The 20,126-nt window shown below is 62.0% G+C and carries 20 protein-coding genes and 4 pseudogenes; 8 read left to right on the top strand and 16 right to left on the bottom strand.

The window, feature by feature from the left end; all coding sequences use genetic code 11:
• Positions 1–475: 475 nt before the first annotated feature.
• From NKI41_RS17495 to groES, 5 genes are all read right to left on the bottom strand, one after another.
• Positions 476–631, bottom strand: coding sequence for a hypothetical protein (locus NKI41_RS17495; protein WP_352452640.1), 156 nt, complete (start codon positions 629–631; stop codon positions 476–478).
• 98 nt (positions 632–729) lie between these two features.
• On the bottom strand, positions 730–897 hold the full coding sequence (locus NKI41_RS17490; protein ID WP_352452641.1) for a hypothetical protein: 168 nt from the start codon (positions 895–897) through the stop codon (positions 730–732).
• Positions 848–1,003 carry a hypothetical protein gene (locus NKI41_RS17485; RefSeq protein WP_352503077.1) on the bottom strand — a complete coding sequence of 52 codons (156 nt, stop codon included), beginning with the start codon at positions 1,001–1,003 and terminating at the stop codon, positions 848–850. Before NKI41_RS17485 ends, NKI41_RS17490 begins: the two co-directional genes overlap by 50 nt.
• Before the next feature lie 185 nt (positions 1,004–1,188).
• Positions 1,189–2,844, bottom strand: a complete 1,656-nt coding sequence (gene groL, locus NKI41_RS17480) for a chaperonin GroEL (protein WP_352684205.1) — start codon at positions 2,842–2,844, stop codon at positions 1,189–1,191.
• A 65-nt stretch (positions 2,845–2,909) separates the two neighbouring features.
• A complete protein-coding gene (groES, locus tag NKI41_RS17475; RefSeq protein WP_352458515.1) occupies positions 2,910–3,206 on the bottom strand; it encodes a co-chaperone GroES in 297 nt (98 codons plus the stop codon).
• Between the two features lie 426 nt (positions 3,207–3,632).
• Between groES and NKI41_RS17470 the strand changes: the two are divergent.
• Positions 3,633–3,994 (top strand): annotated as a pseudogene (locus tag NKI41_RS17470) (S46 family peptidase).
• 46 nt (positions 3,995–4,040) lie between these two features.
• Positions 4,041–4,668: pseudogene (locus NKI41_RS17460) on the top strand (S46 family peptidase).
• A gap of 728 nt (positions 4,669–5,396) precedes the next feature.
• Here NKI41_RS17460 and NKI41_RS33275 read toward each other — a convergent pair.
• The 11 genes and pseudogenes from NKI41_RS33275 to NKI41_RS17410 all read right to left on the bottom strand — a co-directional run.
• Positions 5,397–5,603: pseudogene (locus tag NKI41_RS33275) on the bottom strand (NrtR DNA-binding winged helix domain-containing protein); the annotation flags it as partial.
• A gap of 29 nt (positions 5,604–5,632) precedes the next feature.
• A pseudogene (locus tag NKI41_RS17455) lies at positions 5,633–5,939 on the bottom strand (aspartate 1-decarboxylase); the annotation flags it as partial.
• 60 nt (positions 5,940–5,999) lie between these two features.
• Positions 6,000–6,983 carry a 3-oxopimeloyl-[acyl-carrier-protein] synthase BioZ gene (gene bioZ / locus NKI41_RS17450; protein WP_352684199.1) on the bottom strand — a complete coding sequence of 328 codons (984 nt, stop codon included), beginning with the start codon at positions 6,981–6,983 and terminating at the stop codon, positions 6,000–6,002.
• Positions 6,980–8,245, bottom strand: coding sequence for an adenosylmethionine--8-amino-7-oxononanoate transaminase (locus NKI41_RS17445; RefSeq protein WP_352684197.1), 1,266 nt, complete (start codon positions 8,243–8,245; stop codon positions 6,980–6,982). The genes bioZ and NKI41_RS17445 overlap by 4 nt, the downstream gene beginning before the upstream one ends.
• Complete coding sequence (bioD, locus tag NKI41_RS17440) at positions 8,245–8,880, bottom strand: dethiobiotin synthase (protein WP_031194973.1); 636 nt, start codon at positions 8,878–8,880, stop codon at positions 8,245–8,247. Before bioD ends, NKI41_RS17445 begins: the two co-directional genes overlap by 1 nt.
• 11 nt (positions 8,881–8,891) lie before the next feature.
• Positions 8,892–10,031, bottom strand: a complete 1,140-nt coding sequence (locus tag NKI41_RS17435) for an 8-amino-7-oxononanoate synthase (RefSeq protein WP_352684193.1) — start codon at positions 10,029–10,031, stop codon at positions 8,892–8,894.
• On the bottom strand, positions 10,028–11,026 hold the full coding sequence (gene bioB / locus NKI41_RS17430) for a biotin synthase BioB (protein ID WP_352684237.1): 999 nt from the start codon (positions 11,024–11,026) through the stop codon (positions 10,028–10,030). Before bioB ends, NKI41_RS17435 begins: the two co-directional genes overlap by 4 nt.
• Positions 11,027–11,121: 95 nt before the next feature.
• Positions 11,122–11,976 (bottom strand): carboxylating nicotinate-nucleotide diphosphorylase, encoded by an 855-nt coding sequence (gene nadC, locus NKI41_RS17425; RefSeq protein WP_352684191.1) that lies wholly within the window; start codon positions 11,974–11,976, stop codon positions 11,122–11,124.
• Positions 11,976–13,517: an L-aspartate oxidase gene (locus NKI41_RS17420; protein ID WP_352684189.1), complete on the bottom strand. Its 1,542-nt coding sequence runs from the start codon at positions 13,515–13,517 to the stop codon at positions 11,976–11,978. The genes nadC and NKI41_RS17420 overlap by 1 nt, the downstream gene beginning before the upstream one ends.
• Positions 13,514–14,488 (bottom strand): quinolinate synthase NadA, encoded by a 975-nt coding sequence (nadA, locus tag NKI41_RS17415; RefSeq protein WP_352508058.1) that lies wholly within the window; start codon positions 14,486–14,488, stop codon positions 13,514–13,516. Before nadA ends, NKI41_RS17420 begins: the two co-directional genes overlap by 4 nt.
• Positions 14,489–14,554: 66 nt before the next feature.
• Positions 14,555–15,523, bottom strand: a complete 969-nt coding sequence (locus NKI41_RS17410; RefSeq protein ID WP_023722073.1) for an NUDIX hydrolase — start codon at positions 15,521–15,523, stop codon at positions 14,555–14,557.
• A 172-nt stretch (positions 15,524–15,695) separates the two neighbouring features.
• Between NKI41_RS17410 and panB the strand changes: the two genes are divergently transcribed.
• The 6 genes from panB to NKI41_RS17380 all read left to right on the top strand — a co-directional run bounded on the left by panB (position 15,696) and on the right by NKI41_RS17380 (position 19,818).
• A complete protein-coding gene (panB, locus tag NKI41_RS17405; protein WP_352453542.1) occupies positions 15,696–16,556 on the top strand; it encodes a 3-methyl-2-oxobutanoate hydroxymethyltransferase in 861 nt (286 codons plus the stop codon).
• On the top strand, positions 16,553–17,413 hold the full coding sequence (gene panC / locus NKI41_RS17400; RefSeq protein WP_352684187.1) for a pantoate--beta-alanine ligase: 861 nt from the start codon (positions 16,553–16,555) through the stop codon (positions 17,411–17,413). The genes panB and panC overlap by 4 nt, the downstream gene beginning before the upstream one ends.
• Before the next feature lie 94 nt (positions 17,414–17,507).
• Entirely contained in the window at positions 17,508–18,233 is a 726-nt protein-coding gene (locus NKI41_RS17395) for a LuxR family transcriptional regulator (protein WP_352496586.1), read from the top strand.
• Between the two features lie 94 nt (positions 18,234–18,327).
• Positions 18,328–18,978 (top strand): acyl-homoserine-lactone synthase, encoded by a 651-nt coding sequence (locus NKI41_RS17390; protein WP_352458529.1) that lies wholly within the window; start codon positions 18,328–18,330, stop codon positions 18,976–18,978.
• Positions 18,975–19,349 carry a transcriptional regulator domain-containing protein gene (locus NKI41_RS17385; RefSeq protein ID WP_352684185.1) on the top strand — a complete coding sequence of 125 codons (375 nt, stop codon included), beginning with the start codon at positions 18,975–18,977 and terminating at the stop codon, positions 19,347–19,349. The genes NKI41_RS17390 and NKI41_RS17385 overlap by 4 nt, the downstream gene beginning before the upstream one ends.
• Positions 19,350–19,407: 58 nt before the next feature.
• Positions 19,408–19,818 (top strand): DNA -binding domain-containing protein, encoded by a 411-nt coding sequence (locus NKI41_RS17380; protein ID WP_084643024.1) that lies wholly within the window; start codon positions 19,408–19,410, stop codon positions 19,816–19,818.
• Positions 19,819–20,126: the final 308 nt, after the last annotated feature.

The following is a 20,126-nucleotide window of genomic DNA, read 5'->3' as shown; positions in this document are numbered from 1 at the left end:
TCGAGCTGGGATGGACACTAAGGAATTCAGAGGCTTCGAAAAGCGTGCTGACAATGTGGCATGGCAAGACAAATCAGGCCCTTGTCGCTCCACTTCCGAGGCGAACTCCAGCGGAGTACAGCTTCTACGCGGTGCTTGGTCTGCCTGTCCTTGCCACCATCGGATTCGTTGGCGTCATGCTGAAACGTCCACCTGTAGCCGCTGAGAAGACGACTGCCGCCAGTGCCGTCGTGGAACCGCTATATGACGGCGGCTTGGTTACAGAGCCGGCTCGTGTCGATCGGGCGGGGGAGCCTGATGTGACGTACATGGTCCAGAAAGTGGCCAATGAAGGTGCTGGCATCGTCAACGTGATCAGGTCACGTAATAGCGGTAATACAACCGCGACCACGAGCCTCTCAGGCGTTCGATGAGGCGGGAAAATCCGATCACCAGACCAAACGCGTTTCCGCCACACTGCCACACACGAAACCGATCAGGTCACGTTCCAGGCTCGCCAGAAGATTGGAGCCAAGGCCACCTCGGCTGAACTCTGCCATGCCGCGGCCGCCACCTCTTCCAGCCGCGGTAGAAAACGTGGGTCAGCAGCGCCGGCATGGGCGAGCAACTCCCAAATCGCGAGCAGCGCCATCGACACCGCAAGCGGCCGCATATGTCGGCCGATGAAGCGGAAGGCCGGCGGTGCGATGGAAGCGCCGTGCGACAGCCTATCCCGACCTGCAATCGTGATCAGGCTGATCGTGGGGTCTCCGGACGCCAGCGTTGCAGATAGTTTTCGGCAATCGTGAGCAGGCCGTGGATCACCAATTCGGTCAGGCCGACCACGATCATGGCCGAAAGAACGAGTTCAAATTGAAAGAGCTGACGACCATAGGCCATCAGGTAATCGGAGCCCATCGAACGATGCGATGAGTTCTACCGCAACCAGGGTCTGCCAGCCGTTGGCAAGGCCTTCTCGCAGCCCTGTAAAGATCCACGGCACGGCGGAAGGCAGCACGATCATCGTGAGTTTCGACCAGCGGCTGAACGAAAGGACACGGCCAGACCCGTCTCACGACGACGCCGTTGCGCTTCGCCGCCATCAGCTGGGTAGAGGACTTGCACCTCCAAGCTGTCGATCATGCTCGGCACACAAAAAAGGGCGGCATTGCTGCCGCCCTTTCCGCTGTAGGTTGATAGGGGGCTGGATTAGAAATCCATACCGCCCATGCCGCCCATGCCACCGCCGGGCATACCAGCCGGCATGCCGCCGCCAGCCGACTCCTTCTTCGGAGCCTCGGCGATCATAGCTTCGGTGGTGACCAGCAGGCCGGCGACCGAGGCCGCGTCCTGCAGAGCCGTGCGCACAACCTTGACCGGATCGACGATACCCATGGCGATCATGTCGCCATATTCGCCGGTCTGGGCGTTGAAGCCGAAGGTCGCGCCCTTGTTCTCAAGGATCTTGCCGGCAACGATCGATGCTTCCGCACCGGCGTTGGCCGCGATCTGGCGGGCCGGAGCCTGCAGCGCGCGGCGCACGATGCTGATGCCCGCGGTCTGGTCGGAGTTGGCGCCGGTGACGGTGATGGCCAGCGAAGCGCGCAGCAGGGCGACGCCGCCGCCGGGAACGATGCCTTCTTCGACGGCGGCACGGGTCGCGTTGAGGGCGTCATCGACGCGGTCCTTCTTTTCCTTGACTTCCACTTCGGTCGCACCGCCGACGCGGATGACGGCAACGCCGCCCGCCAGCTTGGCGAGACGTTCCTGCAGCTTCTCCTTGTCGTAGTCCGAGGTGGTCTCCTCGATCTGCTGCTTGATCTGGGCGACGCGGCCCTGGATTTCGGCCTTCTTGCCGGCGCCGTCGACGATGGTGGTGTTCTCCTTGGAGATCGACACCTTCTTGGCGCGGCCGAGCATGTTGAGGCCGACATTCTCGAGCTTGATGCCGAGGTCTTCGGAAATGACCTGGCCACCGGTGAGGATGGCGATGTCTTCCAGCATGGCCTTGCGGCGATCACCGAAGCCCGGCGCCTTGACGGCGGCGATCTTCAGGCCGCCACGCAGCTTGTTGACGACCAGCGTGGCCAGGGCCTCGCCTTCGACGTCTTCCGAGATGATGACCAGCGGCTTCGAGGTCTGCACGACAGCCTCGAGGATCGGCAGCATGGCCTGCAGGTTGGAGAGCTTCTTCTCGTGGAGCAGGATGTAGGCGTCTTCCAGATCCGCAACCATCTTTTCGGCGTTGGTGACGAAGTAGGGCGAGAGATAGCCGCGGTCGAACTGCATGCCTTCAACGACTTCGAGCTCGGTCTCGGCGGTCTTGGCTTCCTCGACCGTGATGACGCCCTCATTGCCGACCTTCTGCATCGCTTCCGCGATCATCGAGCCGACCGAAACGTCGCCATTGCCGGCGATGGTGCCGACCTGGGCAACCTCTTCCGAGGTCTTGATCTTCTTGGCGTTCTTGATCAGCGTCGCGACGACGTCGGCGACGGCGAGGTCGATGCCGCGCTTGAGGTCCATCGGGTTCATGCCGGCGGCAACCGACTTGTGGCCTTCCTGGACGATCGACTGTGCCAGAACGGTCGCGGTCGTAGTGCCGTCGCCGGCGATGTCGTTGGTCTTCGAAGCAACTTCGCGGACCATCTGCGCGCCCATGTTCTCGAACTTGTCCTCAAGCTCGATTTCCTTGGCGACGGTGACGCCGTCCTTGGTGATGCGCGGTGCGCCGAACGACTTGTCGATGACGACGTTGCGGCCCTTGGGGCCGAGCGTGACCTTCACCGCGTCGGCGAGGATGTTGACGCCGCGCAGCATGCGCTCACGAGCGTCGCGGGAGAATTTTACGTCTTTGGCAGCCATTTTTTACTCCTGGGCATTTCGCCCGAAATTCAGATTGGATGGTGCGGATGAAAGGCGGCGCCGTGTCAGCCGATGACGCCCATGATGTCCGCTTCCTTCATGATCAGAAGGTCTTCGCCGTTGAGCTTGACTTCGGTGCCCGACCACTTGCCGAACAGGATGCGGTCGCCGGCCTTGACGTCCAGCGGGACGAGCTTGCCGACCTCGTCACGGGCGCCGGAACCGACGGCGATGATCTCGCCTTCCTGCGGCTTTTCCTTCGCCGTATCGGGGATGATGATCCCGCCGGCCGTCTTCGCTTCGGACTCGACGCGGCGAACGACCACGCGGTCATGCAGCGGCCGGAAATTCGACTTTGCCATTTTTGGATTTCCCTGGTGCGGATGTTGAACGGTTCTCCGTTGCCGGAGCGTGTTTAGCACTCACCAGAAGCGAGTGCTAACGCGGCAGTGAGATAGGCCGTAGGCTCCTGCTAGTCAAGGCGGAAGAGGGACGGGCGAAGAGCAAACGAGCGTGGAAGCACCGAGCCTTTTACGTGAACGACGTCGGAGATCGGACATGGATGGGGCGGCTCACCATTTGCAACTGAAGGCTTTATTCATTTGGCACGATTGGTGCAGCGAATGATCCGCAAACGTTGCGCGCGACCGATATAATGAGAGGTGAGCGCCATCAGGATTCCTGCGTTAACCGTCCACTCGGTCTTTACGGTGTGGCCGCCGCGCGGGCGCCAGGACTCCGGCCATCCCGATAGTCACCAATCCAATCTGCGGAGAACAGGAGGCAAGATGAGAGCGACAGTCAGCACGAACTCGAATTTGAAATGTTTGGCCAAAGCAACTGCCATCGCCTTGCTCTGGACGGTCACGGCTACATCGGCGGACGAAGGTATGTGGATGCCGGGCCAGACTGCGGAAGTGTGCGCGGCCATGCGCGCGGATGGGCTCCAGATCGATCCCGCCCAGCTGGGCCGTCTAGACGCTGACCCGCTCAACGCGATCGTATCACTGGGCGGATGCTCCGCCTCGTTCGTCAGTCCACAAGGGCTGGTCGCACCAATCATCATTGCGTGTTAGAATCCATCCAATACCACAGCAAGGAGGGCCAGGACTATCTCACAGACGGCTTTCTGGCGAAGAGCCCTGGGTGAAGAATTGCCCGCGGCGCCAGGCAGCCGCATCTATGTGATCGAGGACATGCGGGATGTGACCGCCGAAATCCTCAAGAGCGTCTCGGACAAGCTGAACGGGTTTGCCCGCTATGAGCGGCTCGCCACGAACAAAAAGGCCCTGATCGCCGCATGTGAAGGACAGCCCAATCGCCGTTGCGACATATGGCGGCGTCTCCTACTATCTCCTCCAGAAGCTCGAAATCGAGGACGTGCGCCTTGTCTATGCGCCCGCGCTCGGCATCGGTAACTTCGGCGGCGAAACGGACAATTGGATGTGGCCGCGCCACACAGGCGACTTCGGCTTTTATCGCGCCTATGTCGCTCCTGATGGTTCCTCCCGGCCATATGCGCGCGACAATGTGCCTTACCGGCCGAAGAGTTGGCTACACATAGGCGTCAAGGAAGGCGACCTTGTGATGGTCGCCGGCTTTCCCGGCGCAACCCACCAGTTCCTGACGGCGGATGAAGTCCGGTTCAACTTCGCGCAATTCGAACCGCGGTTGCAGCGTTCGCTCTCGGATTATGCCGCCCAGATCAAAAGGCAACGGCAGGCAATCGCGAGGCGCAGATCCATTGACCGCCCGCTTCACAAATTGGCTCGGCCTAAAACGCATGGGAAAAGCAGAAAAGGCAACAGATCGGCACCAGAATGAATATGGCCGCGCGAACTGACAGACGCGCCAACAATCGGCATCTCGCATGGTCGGTGGCACTGGACGTGGCTCCCACCCTGCTGGCGCGACTCCCCATCAGGTCGTCGGGGTTTCGCTGGCGAAAAAAACTTCCGCGTGTCTCTGCGCGATCCATCCCGCTTGCGCGTGCCTAGTCAACCAAAAAACTGACCATCTGCAGGATCAGGATCAGCAAAAAAAAGCCAAAGGCAGACGCCAAAACAGCTGCCAGCAGGACGATGCGTTGTTTCTTCACCCACAGTTCCCCCGGGAGAGAGTCTAATGATAATCCTTAAAAAAGGCGCCCTGGAATAGGGCGCCCTACGCTCATTTGTGCAAGTTTAAAGTTTAGCTTGCCTGCTTTATCTAATTAAACGTTTCTTTTATGCGACACTTCTCCAAGTGTTACTTGCACAAATCGAACGTGCCGCACATTTAGACGAACTGTACATTCGATAGCGACTTTGAAGCATGCGTTTACTGGCGGTATACATCCTTCACCGTTGCCGCAAGGCATTGGCCCACTCGCGCGGCACCTCCTTCACGACAAAGGTTGAAAGCCCGTCCTCGGGCGTTTCATTTCCAAGATCACTTCGATCCACTCATACGGGCTTCCCGAGCGAGACCGTGGGTTCGGACGGTGCGAATGAATTTCTCGTTATAATCGAATTGATTATAAGGGTATATTTCTACGTTGAGTATAAAGGATGTCAAGCCCGCGCCAGCGGCAATTTTGTCCGGGCGACCGCCGTTTCGTCGAGGACATGGTGGCGGAAGCGATAAAGCTTCGCCGGCCGACCGCCGGTGTCAAAAGCACTTTCGCCGGTCTCCTCCACCAGTTCCTGCTGCTCCATCAACCGGCGAAAGTTCTGCTGAAGCGCCCCTGCCGATGTAGTCGTCAACGCCGTCCGCGTCAGCGCATTGCCATCGGCGAGAAGCCAACGACATTGTTGATGACGAACGTAACGATCCGCGGCTTCAGAGAGGAATTCGCGCTTCGTCCAGATGGATGAGTGGGCTGGCAGGTCCGGGCGGCCGCGCCGTTGAGGATGCAGCATCGAGAGCCGCGCTCGCCGAGGATGACATAGGTCGAGATTCGCGCGCCGGAAGTCTTGCTCCATGTCTCCACGAATCCATTGGCAGGATCCCGGCTTCTTCGCAGTGGTCAGGGTCGAGCGTTATCGAACCGTGGTAGTTGAGGTTTGCTTCGCGACGTGGATGCCGTGCAGCTTGCCGGCGACTATTTTTCGCATTGGTCCCGTTGTCCTATTCATCTCACAAAGTCAGTCCTGATGTTGAGCAGCTTCGCTGGGCTAAATCCCGACGACGAGCGCCCCGCCGCTGAGTCCCGCACCTGCCGCCGCCAGGAGTATTTTCTTCCCCGGCCGAAACGGCTCCGCTCGATGGGCGAGCGACAGTGAGAGCGGGATCGTCGCGGCGGAAGAGTTGCCGTATTCGGCAATCGTCTTGACAATTGCTTGATCCGCTATGCCGAGGTTACTCCCGACAGCATCGAAAATGCGAGCATTGGCCTGATGCGGCACGAACCGGTCGACATCCTGTGGTCGCACTCCGGCAGCGGCTAGCGCGCTTATCGAGCAATCGGTCATCATCTCGACGGCCTTTGCGAACACTTCGCGGCCGTCGGTCATCGTCATTCGGGTTTGCGCGAGGTCGAGGTCACCGTGGAACGGGATGTTGCTTCCTCCTGCGGGAATCTGGATCAGGCCGTATCGCGAGCCGTCCGAATCCACGGAGGCACCGAGAATCCCCCGATCAGTATCCTCGCACGGACCGATCACGACGGCGCCCGCGGCATCGGCAAACAGCACGGCGCTGGCGCGCTCAGAGGGATTGATGCGGCGGCTGAGGATATTGGCGGCGATAACAAGGCTCGCTTTGCCGTGCAGGCGGGTAAATCCGTCCGCAAACATCAGCGCATAGATGAAGCCGGCGCAGGCGCCGGTCAGATCGACAGCGCCGGCGCGGCCGAGCCCCAGCCGATGTGCGACCAGGGGCGCGCTGGGCGGCAGGAGGTGATCGGGCGTCGAGGTGGCAAGCAGCAGCAGACCGATGTCGTGGCGCGCAATGCCGGCGCTGGCCAGCGCCATGGCGCCGGCCTGCGCAGCAAGACCAGACAGCGTGTCTTCGTCCGTTGCCCAGAAGCGCGACCGGATTCCAGTACGCCGCTCGATCCAGCCCGGTTCGAGGCCGAGATTGTTCTCGATTTCGGCATTCGCCACCTTTCGCCCCGGCGCATGATGGCCAAACCCGAGAAGGCGCGACAACCTGCTCATGGCCTCGAACCGAAGCGTTCGCCGGCCTCCTCGATCGCGTCATGGAGCCGATCGAGCTCGTCGCCGGTGACGCAATAGGGCGGCAGGAGATAAAGGACATTGCCGAGCGGGCGCACAAGCAGGCCGAGCTCGAGGAAAAAGGCCCGCAGCTTAGGTCCGATCTCGGCCAGATAGCCGGCAGAGCCGGCGCGCAGGTCGAGAGCCAGGATCGTGCCGATCGCGCGGCTGTCGGTGAAGTTGGCATTGTCGCGAAAGCGTCGAAACCCGGCGGCCTGCCTCGCGCTCAGGGTGGCGATCCGCTCGGCCACCGGCTCGTCACGCCAGATCTCGACATTGGCGAGTGCTGCCGCGCAGGCAATCGGATTGGCCGTGTAGGAACTCGAGTGGAAAAACGTCTTCTTGCGATCCGCCGAACAATGAGCATGGAAGATGGCATCGGTGGCAAGCGTGGCGGCCAGCGGGATTGCGCCACCGGTCAGGCCCTTCGAGGTGCACAGCATGTCCGGAGAGATGTTCGCCTGCTCGCAGGCGAACATGCTCCCGGTGCGGCCCCAGCCGGTCATCACCTCGTCGGCGATCAGCAGCGTGCCGGAGGCTTCGGCAATCTTCTTCAATCCGGTCAGAACCGAGGCCGGATACATCAGCATGCCGCCGGCGCCAAGCACGAGCGGTTCGACGATCAGTGCGGCGGCGCGCCGGTCGCGGCTGACGGCCTCGAATCTATCCAGCGTTGCCTGCTCGCGGCCGGCGGCCGGGAAGGGAATGGTGTCGACCTCGAACAGCAAGGGTTCGTAGGCGGCGTTGAACACGCCACGGGCACCGACGCTCATCGTGCCGATCGTGTCGCCATGATAGCTGTGCTCCATGACGACGATGCGCGAGCGCGGCGCGCCGATGTTGCGGAAATAGCCGAGCGCCATCTTCAGCGCGACTTCGACGCTGGTCGAGCCGCTGTCGGAATAGAACACCCAGTCGAGTCCGGCGGGAGCGAGCCCGACAAGCGCCTTGGCCAAGCATTCGGCAGGCTCGTGCGTGAAACCTGCGAAGATGATCTGGTCGAGGCTCGAGGCGGTCGTCTCGATCGCCTTTATAATGCGGGGATGGCGGTGGCCATGGGTGACGACCCACCAGGAGGAAATGGCGTCCAGAATGCGCGCGCCATTGGCTTTGTGGAGATACGCGCCTTCAGTCAGGACGATTTCAGGGATCGCCGGCTCGAGCGCGTGCTGGGTGAAGGGATGCCACACACGGGATTGCGGCATCATCCGCCTCCGGCAATCAAAGCGAGGTCGAAGCCGGCAATCATCGCTTGTCTCAGCGTTTTGTCCGTCAGCGGATCGAGGTGCGGCAGCCTGCCGAGTTGCGGCACGTCGCCGAATTCCACGATCGTCCGTTGCGTATCGGTCATCTCATCGCCGATGAAGGCGATGCCAGCCAGCGGGATAGCGCGCGCCCGCAGGGCCTCGATCGACAGCAGGGTGTGATTGATTGTTCCGAGCGCGGTGCGGGCGCACAGAATGACCGGCAACTGCCATTGCTCGAATATGTCGATGAACCTTGTCCGGCGGTTCAGCGGCACCATCAGCCCGCCGGCGCCTTCGATGACGAGCGGTGTCGGCAGGACCGGAAACGAAAGATCGGCAGCCTCGATCGAAACGTCGTCGATTTCGGCCGAACGATGCGGCGAAAGCGGGCTCTTCAAGCGGTAGGCTTCCGGCAGCACGCGCCCCGACGGCAGCCCGGCAAGCCGCGCAACCGCCTCGCTGTCGGTCTCGCCGTCGAGGCCCGATTGCACCGGCTTCCAGTAGAAACCGTCAAGCAGGCCGGCAAGCCCGGCCGAAAACACCGTCTTGCCAATTCCGGTGTCTGTTCCGGTGATGACGATGCGCTTGGTCATGTCGCCTCCGGTCATGTCTGGGCCAACACCTCGACGAGCGCCTCGACCATGGCGGAAATGTCGGCTTCGCCGATATTGAGCGTCAGTGAGATGCGCAGCCGCGACGTGCCCTCGGGCACGGTCGGCGGACGAATGCCGCGTATGTCGAAGCCGCGGGCCTGCAGGCGCGCCGCCACTGCCATGGTGCGCCTGACATCGCCGATCACCAAGGGCTGGATCTGAGAGCCACTTGGTATCACGCCGCAGCGATCGACCAATTGGCGGCCTGCGAGGGCGACGCGTTCATGCAGCTGAACACGCCGCATAGGCTCGTCGGCGAGCATTGCGAGCGCTTCGCGCGCCGCGACCGCCATCAGCGGCGATGGCGCGGTGGCGTAGATGAATGGCCGGCAACGGTTGATCAGATACTCGCACAGTGTCCTCGGCCCGGTCACGAGCCCACCAGATGCGCCGAGCGCCTTGCCGCAGGTGTGGAGCGCGACGATGTTGTCGCGGCCCTCGAAAGCGGCGGCCAGCCCCCGGCCGTCCGGTCCCCAGACGCCGGTCGCGTGCGCCTCGTCAATGACGATGAATGCGTTGTGCCGATCGGCAAGCGCGGCCAGGCTCTCCAAAGGCGCGCAGTCGCCATCCATGCTGTATAGGCTTTCCACCGCAATCCAGACGCATCCCATGCCGCCTTCGGCGCGCCAACGCTTGATCGCGTCCTCGACAGCATCGACGTCGTTGTGCGCGGCCAGCTTGAACTCGGCACGTCCGGCCTGTGCCCCCTCATGCATGCTGGCATGGGCGAGCTCATCGAGGACCAAAAGGTCGCCCTTCTGCGGCAGCGCCGTCAGCAGAGCGAAGTTGGCGATGTAGCCGCTGCCGAAGAACAGCGCGCGGTCGGCTCCAAAGAATGCCGCCGCGTCTGCCTCGAGCTGCTCGTGTTCCGGTGCATTGCCGCGCAACAGCCGCGACCCGGTGGCGCCAACCGACGTGCCCCGCGCAATCGCCGCCGCAACCGCTTCGCCAAGTCTTTTGGAGGCGGCAAGCCCGAGATAGTCGTTCGACGAGAAGTCGCGCCCGGCGCGCGGCTTCAGCGTCCGCAGCCGGTCCTTGCGCGCCAGTCCCTGCAAGGTCGCCTCATAGCGGGCAAGCGGTGCCCCGTTCATTGCGCCTCGAGTTCCATCGGCTCGATGCCAAGGCGCCGGAACAGCAGGGTATCCTTGTCCTCACCGGGATTGTCCGCCGTCAGCAGCGTGTCGCCGACGAAGATCGAGTTGGCGCCGGCAAAAAAGCACAGCGCCTGCATCTCGTCGGTCATGGCCGTACGGCCGGCGGAAAGACGGATATGCGATTTCGGCATCATGATGCGCGCCAGCGCGATCACGCGCACGAATTCGATCGGCTCGATGGGCTTGGCGTCGGCAAGCGGGGTGCCGGGGATCGGGATCAGCATGTTGATCGGAACGCTTTGCGGATGTTCCGGCAGGTTGGCCAGCGTCACCAGCATGCCGATCCGGTCCACCGGCTCCTCGCCCATGCCGACAATGCCGCCGCAGCAGACCTTGATGCCGGATTGGCGAACGTGCTCGAGCGTCTCGAGCCGCTCGGCAAAGCTGCGCGTGCTGATGATCTCGCTATAGTAGCGTTCCGATGTATCGATGTTGTGGTTGTAAAAGTCGAGACCAGCCTGCTTCAGTCGAGCGGCTTGCTCAAGATCGAGCATGCCGAGCGTCATGCAGGTCTCCATGCCCAGCGCCTTGACGCCTTCGACCATCGCCACCACCGCATCCATGTCGCGCGCCTTGGGGTTTCGCCAGGCCGCGCCCATGCAATAGCGGGTTGCGCCGGCGTCACGCGCTTTCTTCGCCTCGGCGACGACGCGCCGGACCTCCATCAGCTTCGACGCCTTCAGGCCGGTCTCGTGATGCGCCGACTGGCTGCAATAGCCGCAATCCTCCGGGCATCCGCCCGTCTTGATGCTGAGCAGCCGGCTGAGCTGGACCTTGTTGGGATCGAAATTCTGGCGGTGCACGGTTTGCGCGAGGAAGAGGAGATTGTTGAAGGGGGCATCGTGAAGTGCCCGAGCCTTCTCCAGGGTCCACGCTCCAGGGTCAGGGGATTGAGCCTGTGGCGATGTCTGCGTTGGACTGGCTGTTTGCATGTCCATGCTGTTCCTCCGGTTCTGCCTTGCTTTGCTGTCTGATTGATGACGATCGGAAAGGACAGTTGATTCGATCCTGTCCGTTCCTCAGGCAATCATGAGCCCCAATAGTCGAGGCCGATATCCAAGATCGGCGCGCTGTGGGTCAGTCGGCCGACTGAAATCAGATCAACGCCGGTCGCGGCAATCGCTCGCGCTGTATCGGATGCGATCCCGCCAGAAGCCTCGGTGATAGCACGGCCGCCAACGATTGCGACGGCGCGGCGAAGATCGGCGAGGGACATGTTGTCGAGCAGAACCGCATCGGGAGCGAAGCCAAGTACCTCCTCCAACTGGGCCAGCGTATCGACCTCGACTTCGATCTTGACGAGATGACCGGCCCGTCTTCGTGCTCGCTCGAGCGCCGGGCGAACGCCGCCTGCGATGGCGATGTGGTTGTCCTTGATCAGAATTGCGTCGTCGAGGCCGAAACGGTGATTGGATCCGCCACCCGCGCGCACCGCATACTTTTCGACTGCCCGCAATCCGGGCGTCGTCTTGCGCGTGCAGACGATCTTCGCGCCATATCCACGAACCGCGGCGACGATCGATGCCGTTGCTGTAGCGATGCCGCTCAGATGGCACAAAAAATTGAGTGCCGTCCGTTCGGCTGTGAGAATGGCCCGGGCAGGGCCAACCACTGATGCAATGACCTCTCCATCCATGACATTGGAGCCGTCTGCCCGCTCCACCGAGATTTCGATATCAGGATCAATCAAGCGGAAAGCGAGCATCGCCAGATCGAGGCCGGCGACAACTCCGGACTGGCGCGCCGCCAGCACGGTTCCCGCTTGGTGTTCCTTCGGCACGATGGCCTCCGTGGTCAAGTCGCCGGCTCTGCCAAGGTCTTCAAGAAGAGCTGCCCTTACAAGCGGCTCAAGCATGATCGTGGGAAGCGGTGAGAACGTCATCACTTTGCCCCTTCGAGCCTTGGCGAGTGTCCGAGTTCCCGCGCAGCGGCCAAAGCGGCTTCGAGGGTGATTTCGGACCGTCGGGCGACAGTCGCATGATGAGGAAAGTCTGTCCGGTAATGAGCGCCGCGGCTTTCTTCGCGCAACAGGGCGGCAACCGCGATCATTAGCCCGACAGCCGCCGGATCCGAGGCCGCGTCCTTGCTTTCGGCGAGCGGCAACAAGGCATATGCGGCTGCTTTCAAACCTTCACCATCCCGGACGATGCCGAGTGCGCGCGACAGGAAAACACGCACGGGTGTCGGCGCGGGCGATGGGTAAACGTCCGCAAACGCAGGCTTTGTTCTCCGAGCAGGCGTTCCGGCGACACTTTCAGCGACCCAGCGCGCGTACACGACGGCCTCGGTCAAGGAATTGCTGGCGAGCCTGTTGGCGCCATGCAGTCCTGTCGAAGCGACTTCGCCGCAGGCCCACAGCCCCTTGACGGAGGTCCTACCGGAGCCGTCCACGGCAACGCCACCCATGTGGTAGTGTTGGGCCGGACGAATGGGGATGAGATCGCGCGCGGGATTGATGCCGGCTCCACGACAGGCTGATGCGATTGTCGGGAAGTGTCGAGCAAATTCCGGGCCAGGCCGTTGCCGCGCGTCGAGAAAAACACGGTGGCCGTTGGCAAGATGGTTCCAGACGGCGCGCGCCAAGACATCACGAGGCGCAAGTTCCGCCCCTGGCACGCTCTGGAGAAAAGCCTGGCCGGTTTCGTCGATCAGGGCAGCACCTTCGCCGCGGACCGCCTCGCTGACGAGCACCATAGGGCGTTCCGGGCCGTCAAGCGCGGTCGGGTGGAACTGGATGAACTCGAGGTCGGCAAGGACAGCTCCAGCGCGGGCCGCAAGCGCCAGGCCCTGTCCGTAACTGCCCCAAGGATTGGTGGTGTCGAGAAACAGTCCCCCGATCCCACCGGTGGCGAGGACGACCCGCCGTGAGCCGAAGAAGACAGGTCCTATCGAACCGCTCGCCCAGACGCCTCGGATCGCATTCTCTCGCACCGCCAGCCGGCGCGCTTCCACGCCCTCCACGACAACAATCGACGGTGTGGAACGCACAGCCGCGATCAGGGCACGCATGATCTCACGCCCGGTGCCGTCACCATGCGCATGAACGATGCGACGTCGGCTGTGTGCGGCCTCCAATCCGAGGCACAGTGATCCTTTCGACGTACGGTCGAAGGGAACCCCAAAGCCCGCAAGCCCCTCTATCGCCTTGGGCGCGGCTTGGAGAATGCGGCTCGCCACGTCTGTGTCGCAGAGACCATCCCCGGCGGCAAGCGTATCGGCCAGGTGCAGTTCCGGATCGTCGTCTTCGCCGAAACTTGCAGCCAGACCACCCTGTGCCCACGTGCTCGAATTGTCAGCTCCCAGCAGCGTCCTGGACAGAAGCAGCACCGGCTCCGGCGCCAGTTGAAGCGCGGTCATCAGTCCGGCGATGCCGCCGCCGATGATGATGGGCCGCCCGAAGAAGCTGCGGACATCGGCGCTCAAATTGCCAGCATCCGTTCGACCGCAAGCCGCGCGCGCCCGGCGATCCCGGGTTCGATGGTTACGATATGGTGGTTCTGCTCGAGCGCCATGCGGATGTTGGCAAGCGTGATCCGCTTCATGTGCGGGCACAAATTGCAGGGCCGGATGAACTCGACCTCTGGGTGCGCTAACGCGACGTTGTCGCTCATCGAACATTCCGTCATCAGCACGACACGTGCCGGCCTTTGCCTTTCGACATAGTCGGACATGGCAGCGGTCGAGCCGGAAAAATCTGCTTCAGCCACGACGTCGGGCGGGCATTCGGGATGCGCGAGCACGATCACGCCGGGATGGCTTTCGCGCAACTCGCGGATGTCGGCCGGTGTAAAGCGCTCATGCACCTCGCAATGCCCTTTCCAGGCGATGATCTGCACATCGGTCTGGGCGGCGATATTCTGGGCCAGATATTCGTCCGGCAACATGATCACCTGAGGAACGCCAAGGGATTGGACGACCGCCTTGGCGTTGCCGGATGTACAGCAGATATCCGACTCGGCTTTCACTTCGGCCGACGTGTTGACATAAGTGATGATCGGCACGCCGGGATAACGCTGGCGCATCAAGCGCACGTCTTCTGCCGTGATCGATTCCGCCAACGAACAGCCTGCCCGCAGGTCGGGAATGAGCACCGTCTTTTGCGGATTGAGCAGCTTGGCCGTTTCGGCCATGAAATGTACGCCGGCCAGCACGATGACTTGCGCCTCGATCGTCGCAGCCGTGCGGGCCAGTGCCAAGCTGTCGCCGACGATGTCGGCCACGCAATGGAAGATCTCGGGGGTCTGATAGTTGTGCGCCAGGATGATGGCGTTGCGCTCGCGCTTCAGTGCAAGGATCGCCTCGATATCCTCGACGAAAGCCGGCCATTCGATCGGCGGGATCACTCGTCGGACGCGCTCGTAGAGAAACGCGGTCGCAGGCAGCATGGCGCTCATCGACCCCTCCAGCTTATACTCTAGTTGAAAATAACCAGCATATACTTGCTGTGAGTATAAGCGATGTCAACCCCGCGCCAGCGGCAATTTTGTCCCGGCGATGACCCTCTCGTCGAGAACGGCGTGGCGGAACCGGTAAAGCTTCGCTGGCCGGCCGCCGGTCTCCGCGGTTGCCTCTCCGGTCTCTTCGACCAGCTCCTGCTGCTCGATCAGCCGGCGAAAGTTCGGCTTACGCACGAGCCTGCCGGCAAGCGCCTCCACGGTTCGCTGCAGCTGCAAAAGCGTGAAGACTGGCGGCATCAGCTCAAAGACGACCGGCCGGTATTTGATCTTGGAGCGCAGCCGCGCAATGCCGGTCGCCACGATGCGGCGATGATCGGCGACCATAGACTTGCTGGGCACCAGCGGAGGCAGCGTCGCGTCCCGTCCGCTTCCGGCCTCTTGGACCAGGCCTGCTTCGTAGACTAACTCATAGCGTTGAAGCGTGAGTTCCTCGTTCCAAAGGCGGTCGTCGAAGCCGAAGGCTATCGTCGCCCGCTGCCAGCGTTCACGTCGCGTGGCCGCGTCGCTGACGCCGTCTGCCCATTCAATCAGGCGCGGTCGCAGAACGTCCAGCACGACCGGAGGCGTGCCGGAGCGGTGGTCCTCCCATGGAAAATATTCATACCAGCTCTGCCAGCCGCACTTGGGCGAGCCAGCTGCCTGTTCCTTGCGGGTCAATGCGAGATAGCTGATGGAGATGACGCGCTGCTGGCGCTCGGCGCCGATGCGATCCCGATCCGCGAAGGTGTAGAGTTGCTCAATATACCCCAGCGGATGGCCGGTCTGCTGCTCGACCCACCCCCTCAAACCGGATTGCAGCGATCGGTGCTCAAGCGCAAATGGTCCGGAGGGCAGGGTGTCCGCCTGGCCGATGGTGAGGACACAGGGTTCACTGTCGTTTACGGCGACGACAAAGGCGATCAGGTCCACTTTGACTTCGTCGGCCTTGACGGCGGCTCTGTCTTTCCTGGGTCCTTTTGCCTGATCGTCCATGTTCGCGAAAGTGGTTGGCCAGCTCGGGAGCGCCTGAATCGATTAAATGTAAGCGCGCCTGTCCGCACGTCAACACCGCACAGCTGCACGGCCATTTTTAGCTCTTCGCACTTGCACAAAAATGTGGCAAACGCGACACCCGCGGTTGGTAACGTTGGGGAAGGAGGGTCCATTGAGTGCGTTTGGTGACACCAAGGCGATCACACCGCCGGATATTCGTTCGCGCAAAGGTGGGACGCCGCTCGTCTGTCTTACCGCCTACACGACCCCAGTCGCCCGGCTTGTCGATCCCCATTGCGATGTGGTGCTGGTCGGCGACAGCGTCGGCATGGTTCTCCACGGCCTGCCCTCGACGCTCGGTGTGACGCTGGAGATGATGATCATTCACGGCCAGGCCGTGCGCCGTGGCCTCGAGCAGGCGCTGATGGTCGTCGACCTGCCGTTCGGTTCCTTCGAGGAAAGCCCCGAGCAGGCTTTCCGCAATGCCGCGCGCGTCATGGCCGAGACCGGCTGCGCGGCCGTCAAGCTCGAAGGCGGCGAAACGATGGCAGAGACGATCGGCTTCCTCGCCGCGCGCGGCGTGCCGGTCATGGCCCATGTCGGCTTGACGCCGCAGTCGATCAACACCATCGGTGGCTACCGCGTGCAGGGCAGAGGCGGGGATGCCGAGCGCATCAGGCGCGACGCGCTTGCGGTGAGCGAAGCGGGCGCCTTTGCGGTCGTGCTGGAGAAGGTTCCCGAGGCGCTCGCCCGCCGGATCACCGGGGAGGTGGCGACCCCGACCATTGGCATCGGTGCCTCGGCCGCCTGTGACGGCCAGATTCTCGTCGTCGACGACATGCTGGGCCTCTTCGGCGACTTCCGGCCCAAATTCGTCAAGCGCTATGCTGAACTGGGGGAGGCCGCTGCGGCTGCGATCGCGGCCTATGCGCGGGAAGTGAAGGAGCGCCAGTTTCCGGCCGCCGAGCACGTGTTTGCCGATGCGCCCAAGCCCGCCGACGGGGACGCCACCAAGAGCGGAGAAGCAGCGTGAGCGTGCCGATTGTCAGGAGCGTTGCCCAGCTTCGCCAAATCGTCGCCGCATGGCGCCGCGAGGGCGTGAGGATTGCCGTCGTGCCAACGATGGGCGTCCTGCATGAGGGCCATCTCAGCCTGGTGCGCGCGGCACTCGTGAAGGCCGACCGGGTGATCGTGACGCTCTTCGTCAACCCGAAGCAATTCAACAGCGAGGCCGATCTCGCCGCGTATCCGAGCACCGAGGACGAGGATGCCGCCAAGCTGGCACCGCTTGGCGCGCACCTGCTTTATGCGCCGGACGCAGAGGAGATGTATCCGGCGGCCTTCGCCACGACCGTTTCGGTGTCCGGTGTCAGCGAGGGCCTGTGCGGTGCCTTCCGGCCGGGACATTTCGATGGCGTGGCGACCGTCGTCGCCAAGCTCTTCCTGCAGACCAGCGCTGACTTCGGCTTCTTTGGCGAAAAGGACTTTCAGCAGCTTCAGCTAGTCAGGCGTATGGCCCGGGACCTGGATATTCCAATCACCATTGTTCCTTGTCCGACAGTCCGCGAAGCCGACGGTCTTGCACTATCATCGCGCAATGTCCGGCTCTCGCAAGCAGAGCGTGCTGTTGCCCCCGAGCTATCATCGGTCTTGCTCGAGACGGCTGAGCGGCTTGCCCGCGGCTCGCCCGTCCTGCCAACGCTTGCCGAAGCGCGCGCAGCAATTCTGGCTGCGGGCTATCGCGAGGTCGAATACCTGGAACTTCGCGACGAGGCAGATCTGCGACCCATGACAAGCCTTGACCGACCTGCACGCTTGCTTGTCGCGGCCTGGCTCGGCGGCACACGGCTCATAGACAACGTCAGAATATCACGGGTTTCAACAGATTAACGGGGTTCTCGGCACGCGCTGTATCCGTCCGGGATCGTTTAAAACAAGGTCTCTGCCTGGCATCGAGCGATCACGGAGGTTACGCAAAGCGCAAATGCATCGCGTGTTTGAGAACTTCGTCGAGCAACTGTCTGCAAGTGTTGATGCTGCCGATCTCCGTGAGGCAATGGCATCCGCTGCAGCCGGCTTCGATTTTCCGCTATTCGCCTATTTCACTTACCCGTCGGCCTCCGGCGACGCCCCGCAATTGATCTCAAACTATCCTTCATCCTGGACATCACGTTATCTGCAACAGCGGTACCACAGTCTTGATCCGGTCATCCTGCGCGGGCTGCAAGGCTGGGATACCTTCGATTGGGGTGTGGATCGCGCTCGGCACTGTCTGCCGAATTCGCAGCAACAAATTCTGGAGAGTGCGGCTGAGTTTGGCATCCGCGGCGGCCTGACGATGTCCATGCATGATCATCGCGGCCGGTTTGCTGCCCTGACCTTTGCTTCCGACGAGTCCCGTCCGCCTCTGTTGCGGTCACTGACACGTTACGAAAAAGCATTGCAGCTGGTCGCCATCAACTTTCATATCCATGTCCGGCGCAGGCTCGCCGACGATCGCGTGGTGGATGGTGTAACGCTCACCCCGCGGGAGTTCGAGTGCCTGAAATGGGCGGCGCGCGGCAAGTCGGCTTGGGTTATCAGCCAGCTTCTCGGCGTCTCAAAGCGCACCGTGACCTTTCATCTGGAAAACGCCAAGGCAAAGCTTGGCGTTCGAACGATCAACCAGGCCGTTGCACGACTGGCTGCCTCCGGCCAGGCGAGATCCTGATTCGTCGGCCACGATAGCTGTAAACCTCTACAGGCTGCATCGCTGCCGGCTTTGCCCTTCGATGGCGGGAACACATTCCCGCACGGAGGCGACCATGATGCAGCTGATAACACCAGACCTTTACGACGAGTTCGCAAGCGAGCTCAAAGAGATGCACGGGCTGAGGTTTCGGGTGTTCAAGGAAAGGCTCGATTGGGAAGTTGATACCGAAGACCAGATGGAAACAGACCCGTTTGATGGTCTGAAGCCTGTCTATCTGCTCCTCAAGGGATCCGACTGGCGAATTCGCGGTTGCGTGCGTCTTTTGCCCAGCACCGGACCCACAATGTTGCGCGACACGTTCCCGGTGCTGCTGGGTGCTGACGTCGTGCCCTCGACCTCCGACATATGGGAGAGCAGTCGTTTCGCGCTCGATCTTCCTCCGTCGGCGCCCAAGGCAGCGGGCGGACTGGCCCAGGCAACCTACGAGCTCTTCGCGGGCATGATCGAGTTCGGCTTGGCCAAGGATCTGACCCGGATAGTAACGGTGACGGACACGCGCATGGAACGGATCCTTCGCCTCGCGACGTGGCCATTGTCGCGCATCGGACAACCCAAGTCCGTCGGCAAAACGGAGGCGGTGGCCGGGTTTCTCGAGATTTCCCGCGCGAGCCTTTTGCGCATCCGCAGCAGGGGACGTCTGAGCGGACCGGTACTGTGGCAACCGGTTCTAGGCCCGTCGGCATTGTGGACACCTGAGCCGTGAAGGATGCTGGTCTGCCCAAGGAAGCGACGGTCGGTCTTGTATGCTGGCCGGACTGGCGTCGTCACGAAGCTTACCACTACGCCAGACGATTGCCACGCACTGCCTGGGCCTGGGAGTTTCTTCGGCGCAATCCACAATTCCAGCGCGACCACGCCAAAATGGCACCGTCCGCCTGCATTGTCGGAGCCCAGGCCGACATGAACATACTCGAGTTGACGACAGGATCATCTTTCCTAAGACAATGGAGCCTCCTTTTTCGCGGACGCGCCACAGTCGGACGCTACGTCGGCAAGGGTCTTTTGGGATCCGCGCGACTGCGCCCGTATTCTACGAGCGGCCGCGGAGCCGGTTGGGCTCGACCACGATTTTGAACCGCTTGATCTCCCTTCGCTCTCATGCTGCAAGGACATCCTGCTGACACCTGCCGGCGTGCAGCACGTGCTGCTGAGGGAGGACTGCCGGAGTCTGCAGATCGCCCTTTCCGGTGCATCCGTTCTCCGCCCGTTGCGGCTATATGTCGACGCGATCGTGCAGCCGCAGCACCTGAAGTTCCATGTCGCTGCCCTTCAGTTCCTGAACGACATCAATGGTTGCGGCCGCCTGGCAGCTGCTTGCTTTCCGCCGGAACCCCGCGGAGCGCGTCTGCGTATCGTGCTCCAGGCTTTGGATGGCTCGCTTGCGGGAGCATCTCATCAGGAGATCGCCATTGCCCTGTTCGGGAGACGCCGTGTCGAAGAAGATTGGTCTCATCCAGGTAGCCATCTTCGCGATCAGGTGCGTCGCGCCATCCAACGTGGCCGCTACCTGATGGGCGGCGGCTATAGACAGTTCCTGATGTAATTCGGGTGACAGCTTGGTGATTGTCTTATTCGAAAACGCGCAGGCATCAATCTCCATTTCTCACTGCTATTGTGCCTTGTACAAGACGTGACACGCGCCTAGTTCTTCCGCTGCGGGAATCGGGTTTGAGTAATACGGACGAAGCACTGAGAACCAACGTTTTCGTGATAGTGCATTCATGCCCCGAGAATCCTGATGACCGTTACGAACCCCGACAAAGCCGGCGCTGACTGAAACGGTCGCTGAACGTGCTCTGTGCCTGCGCCGCCTGACTCTCGGTTTCGGCTATGCCGACTAACAGCGTATTG

Origin of the sequence: Mesorhizobium sp. M0601 (genome assembly GCF_040320845.1) — a bacterium.
Taxonomy (GTDB): domain Bacteria; phylum Pseudomonadota; class Alphaproteobacteria; order Rhizobiales; family Rhizobiaceae; genus Mesorhizobium.
This window is presented reverse-complemented; position numbering and strand designations above follow the sequence as displayed.

Bases quoted from the DNA above. Each gene is read 5' to 3' on its own strand.
- NKI41_RS17495 (WP_352452640.1), bottom strand. From the start codon at position 631: ATGGCGCTGCTCGCGATTTGGGAGTTGCTCGCCCATGCCGGCGCTGCT.
- NKI41_RS17490 (WP_352452641.1), bottom strand. From the start codon at position 897: ATGGGCTCCGATTACCTGATGGCCTATGGTCGTCAGCTCTTTCAATTT.
- NKI41_RS17485 (WP_352503077.1), bottom strand. From the start codon at position 1,003: ATGATCGTGCTGCCTTCCGCCGTGCCGTGGATCTTTACAGGGCTGCGA.
- groL (WP_352684205.1), bottom strand. From the start codon at position 2,844: ATGGCTGCCAAAGACGTAAAATTCTCCCGCGACGCTCGTGAGCGCATG.
- groES (WP_352458515.1), bottom strand. From the start codon at position 3,206: ATGGCAAAGTCGAATTTCCGGCCGCTGCATGACCGCGTGGTCGTTCGC.
- bioZ (WP_352684199.1), bottom strand. From the start codon at position 6,983: ATGAGCAGGTTGTCGCGCCTTCTCGGGTTTGGCCATCATGCGCCGGGG.
- NKI41_RS17445 (WP_352684197.1), bottom strand. From the start codon at position 8,245: ATGCCGCAATCCCGTGTGTGGCATCCCTTCACCCAGCACGCGCTCGAG.
- bioD (WP_031194973.1), bottom strand. From the start codon at position 8,880: ATGACCAAGCGCATCGTCATCACCGGAACAGACACCGGAATTGGCAAG.
- NKI41_RS17435 (WP_352684193.1), bottom strand. From the start codon at position 10,031: ATGAACGGGGCACCGCTTGCCCGCTATGAGGCGACCTTGCAGGGACTG.
- bioB (WP_352684237.1), bottom strand. From the start codon at position 11,026: ATGCAAACAGCCAGTCCAACGCAGACATCGCCACAGGCTCAATCCCCT.
- nadC (WP_352684191.1), bottom strand. From the start codon at position 11,976: ATGACGTTCTCACCGCTTCCCACGATCATGCTTGAGCCGCTTGTAAGG.
- nadA (WP_352508058.1), bottom strand. From the start codon at position 14,488: ATGAGCGCCATGCTGCCTGCGACCGCGTTTCTCTACGAGCGCGTCCGA.
- NKI41_RS17410 (WP_023722073.1), bottom strand. From the start codon at position 15,523: ATGGACGATCAGGCAAAAGGACCCAGGAAAGACAGAGCCGCCGTCAAG.
- NKI41_RS17395 (WP_352496586.1), top strand. From the start codon at position 17,508: ATGCATCGCGTGTTTGAGAACTTCGTCGAGCAACTGTCTGCAAGTGTT.
- NKI41_RS17390 (WP_352458529.1), top strand. From the start codon at position 18,328: ATGATGCAGCTGATAACACCAGACCTTTACGACGAGTTCGCAAGCGAG.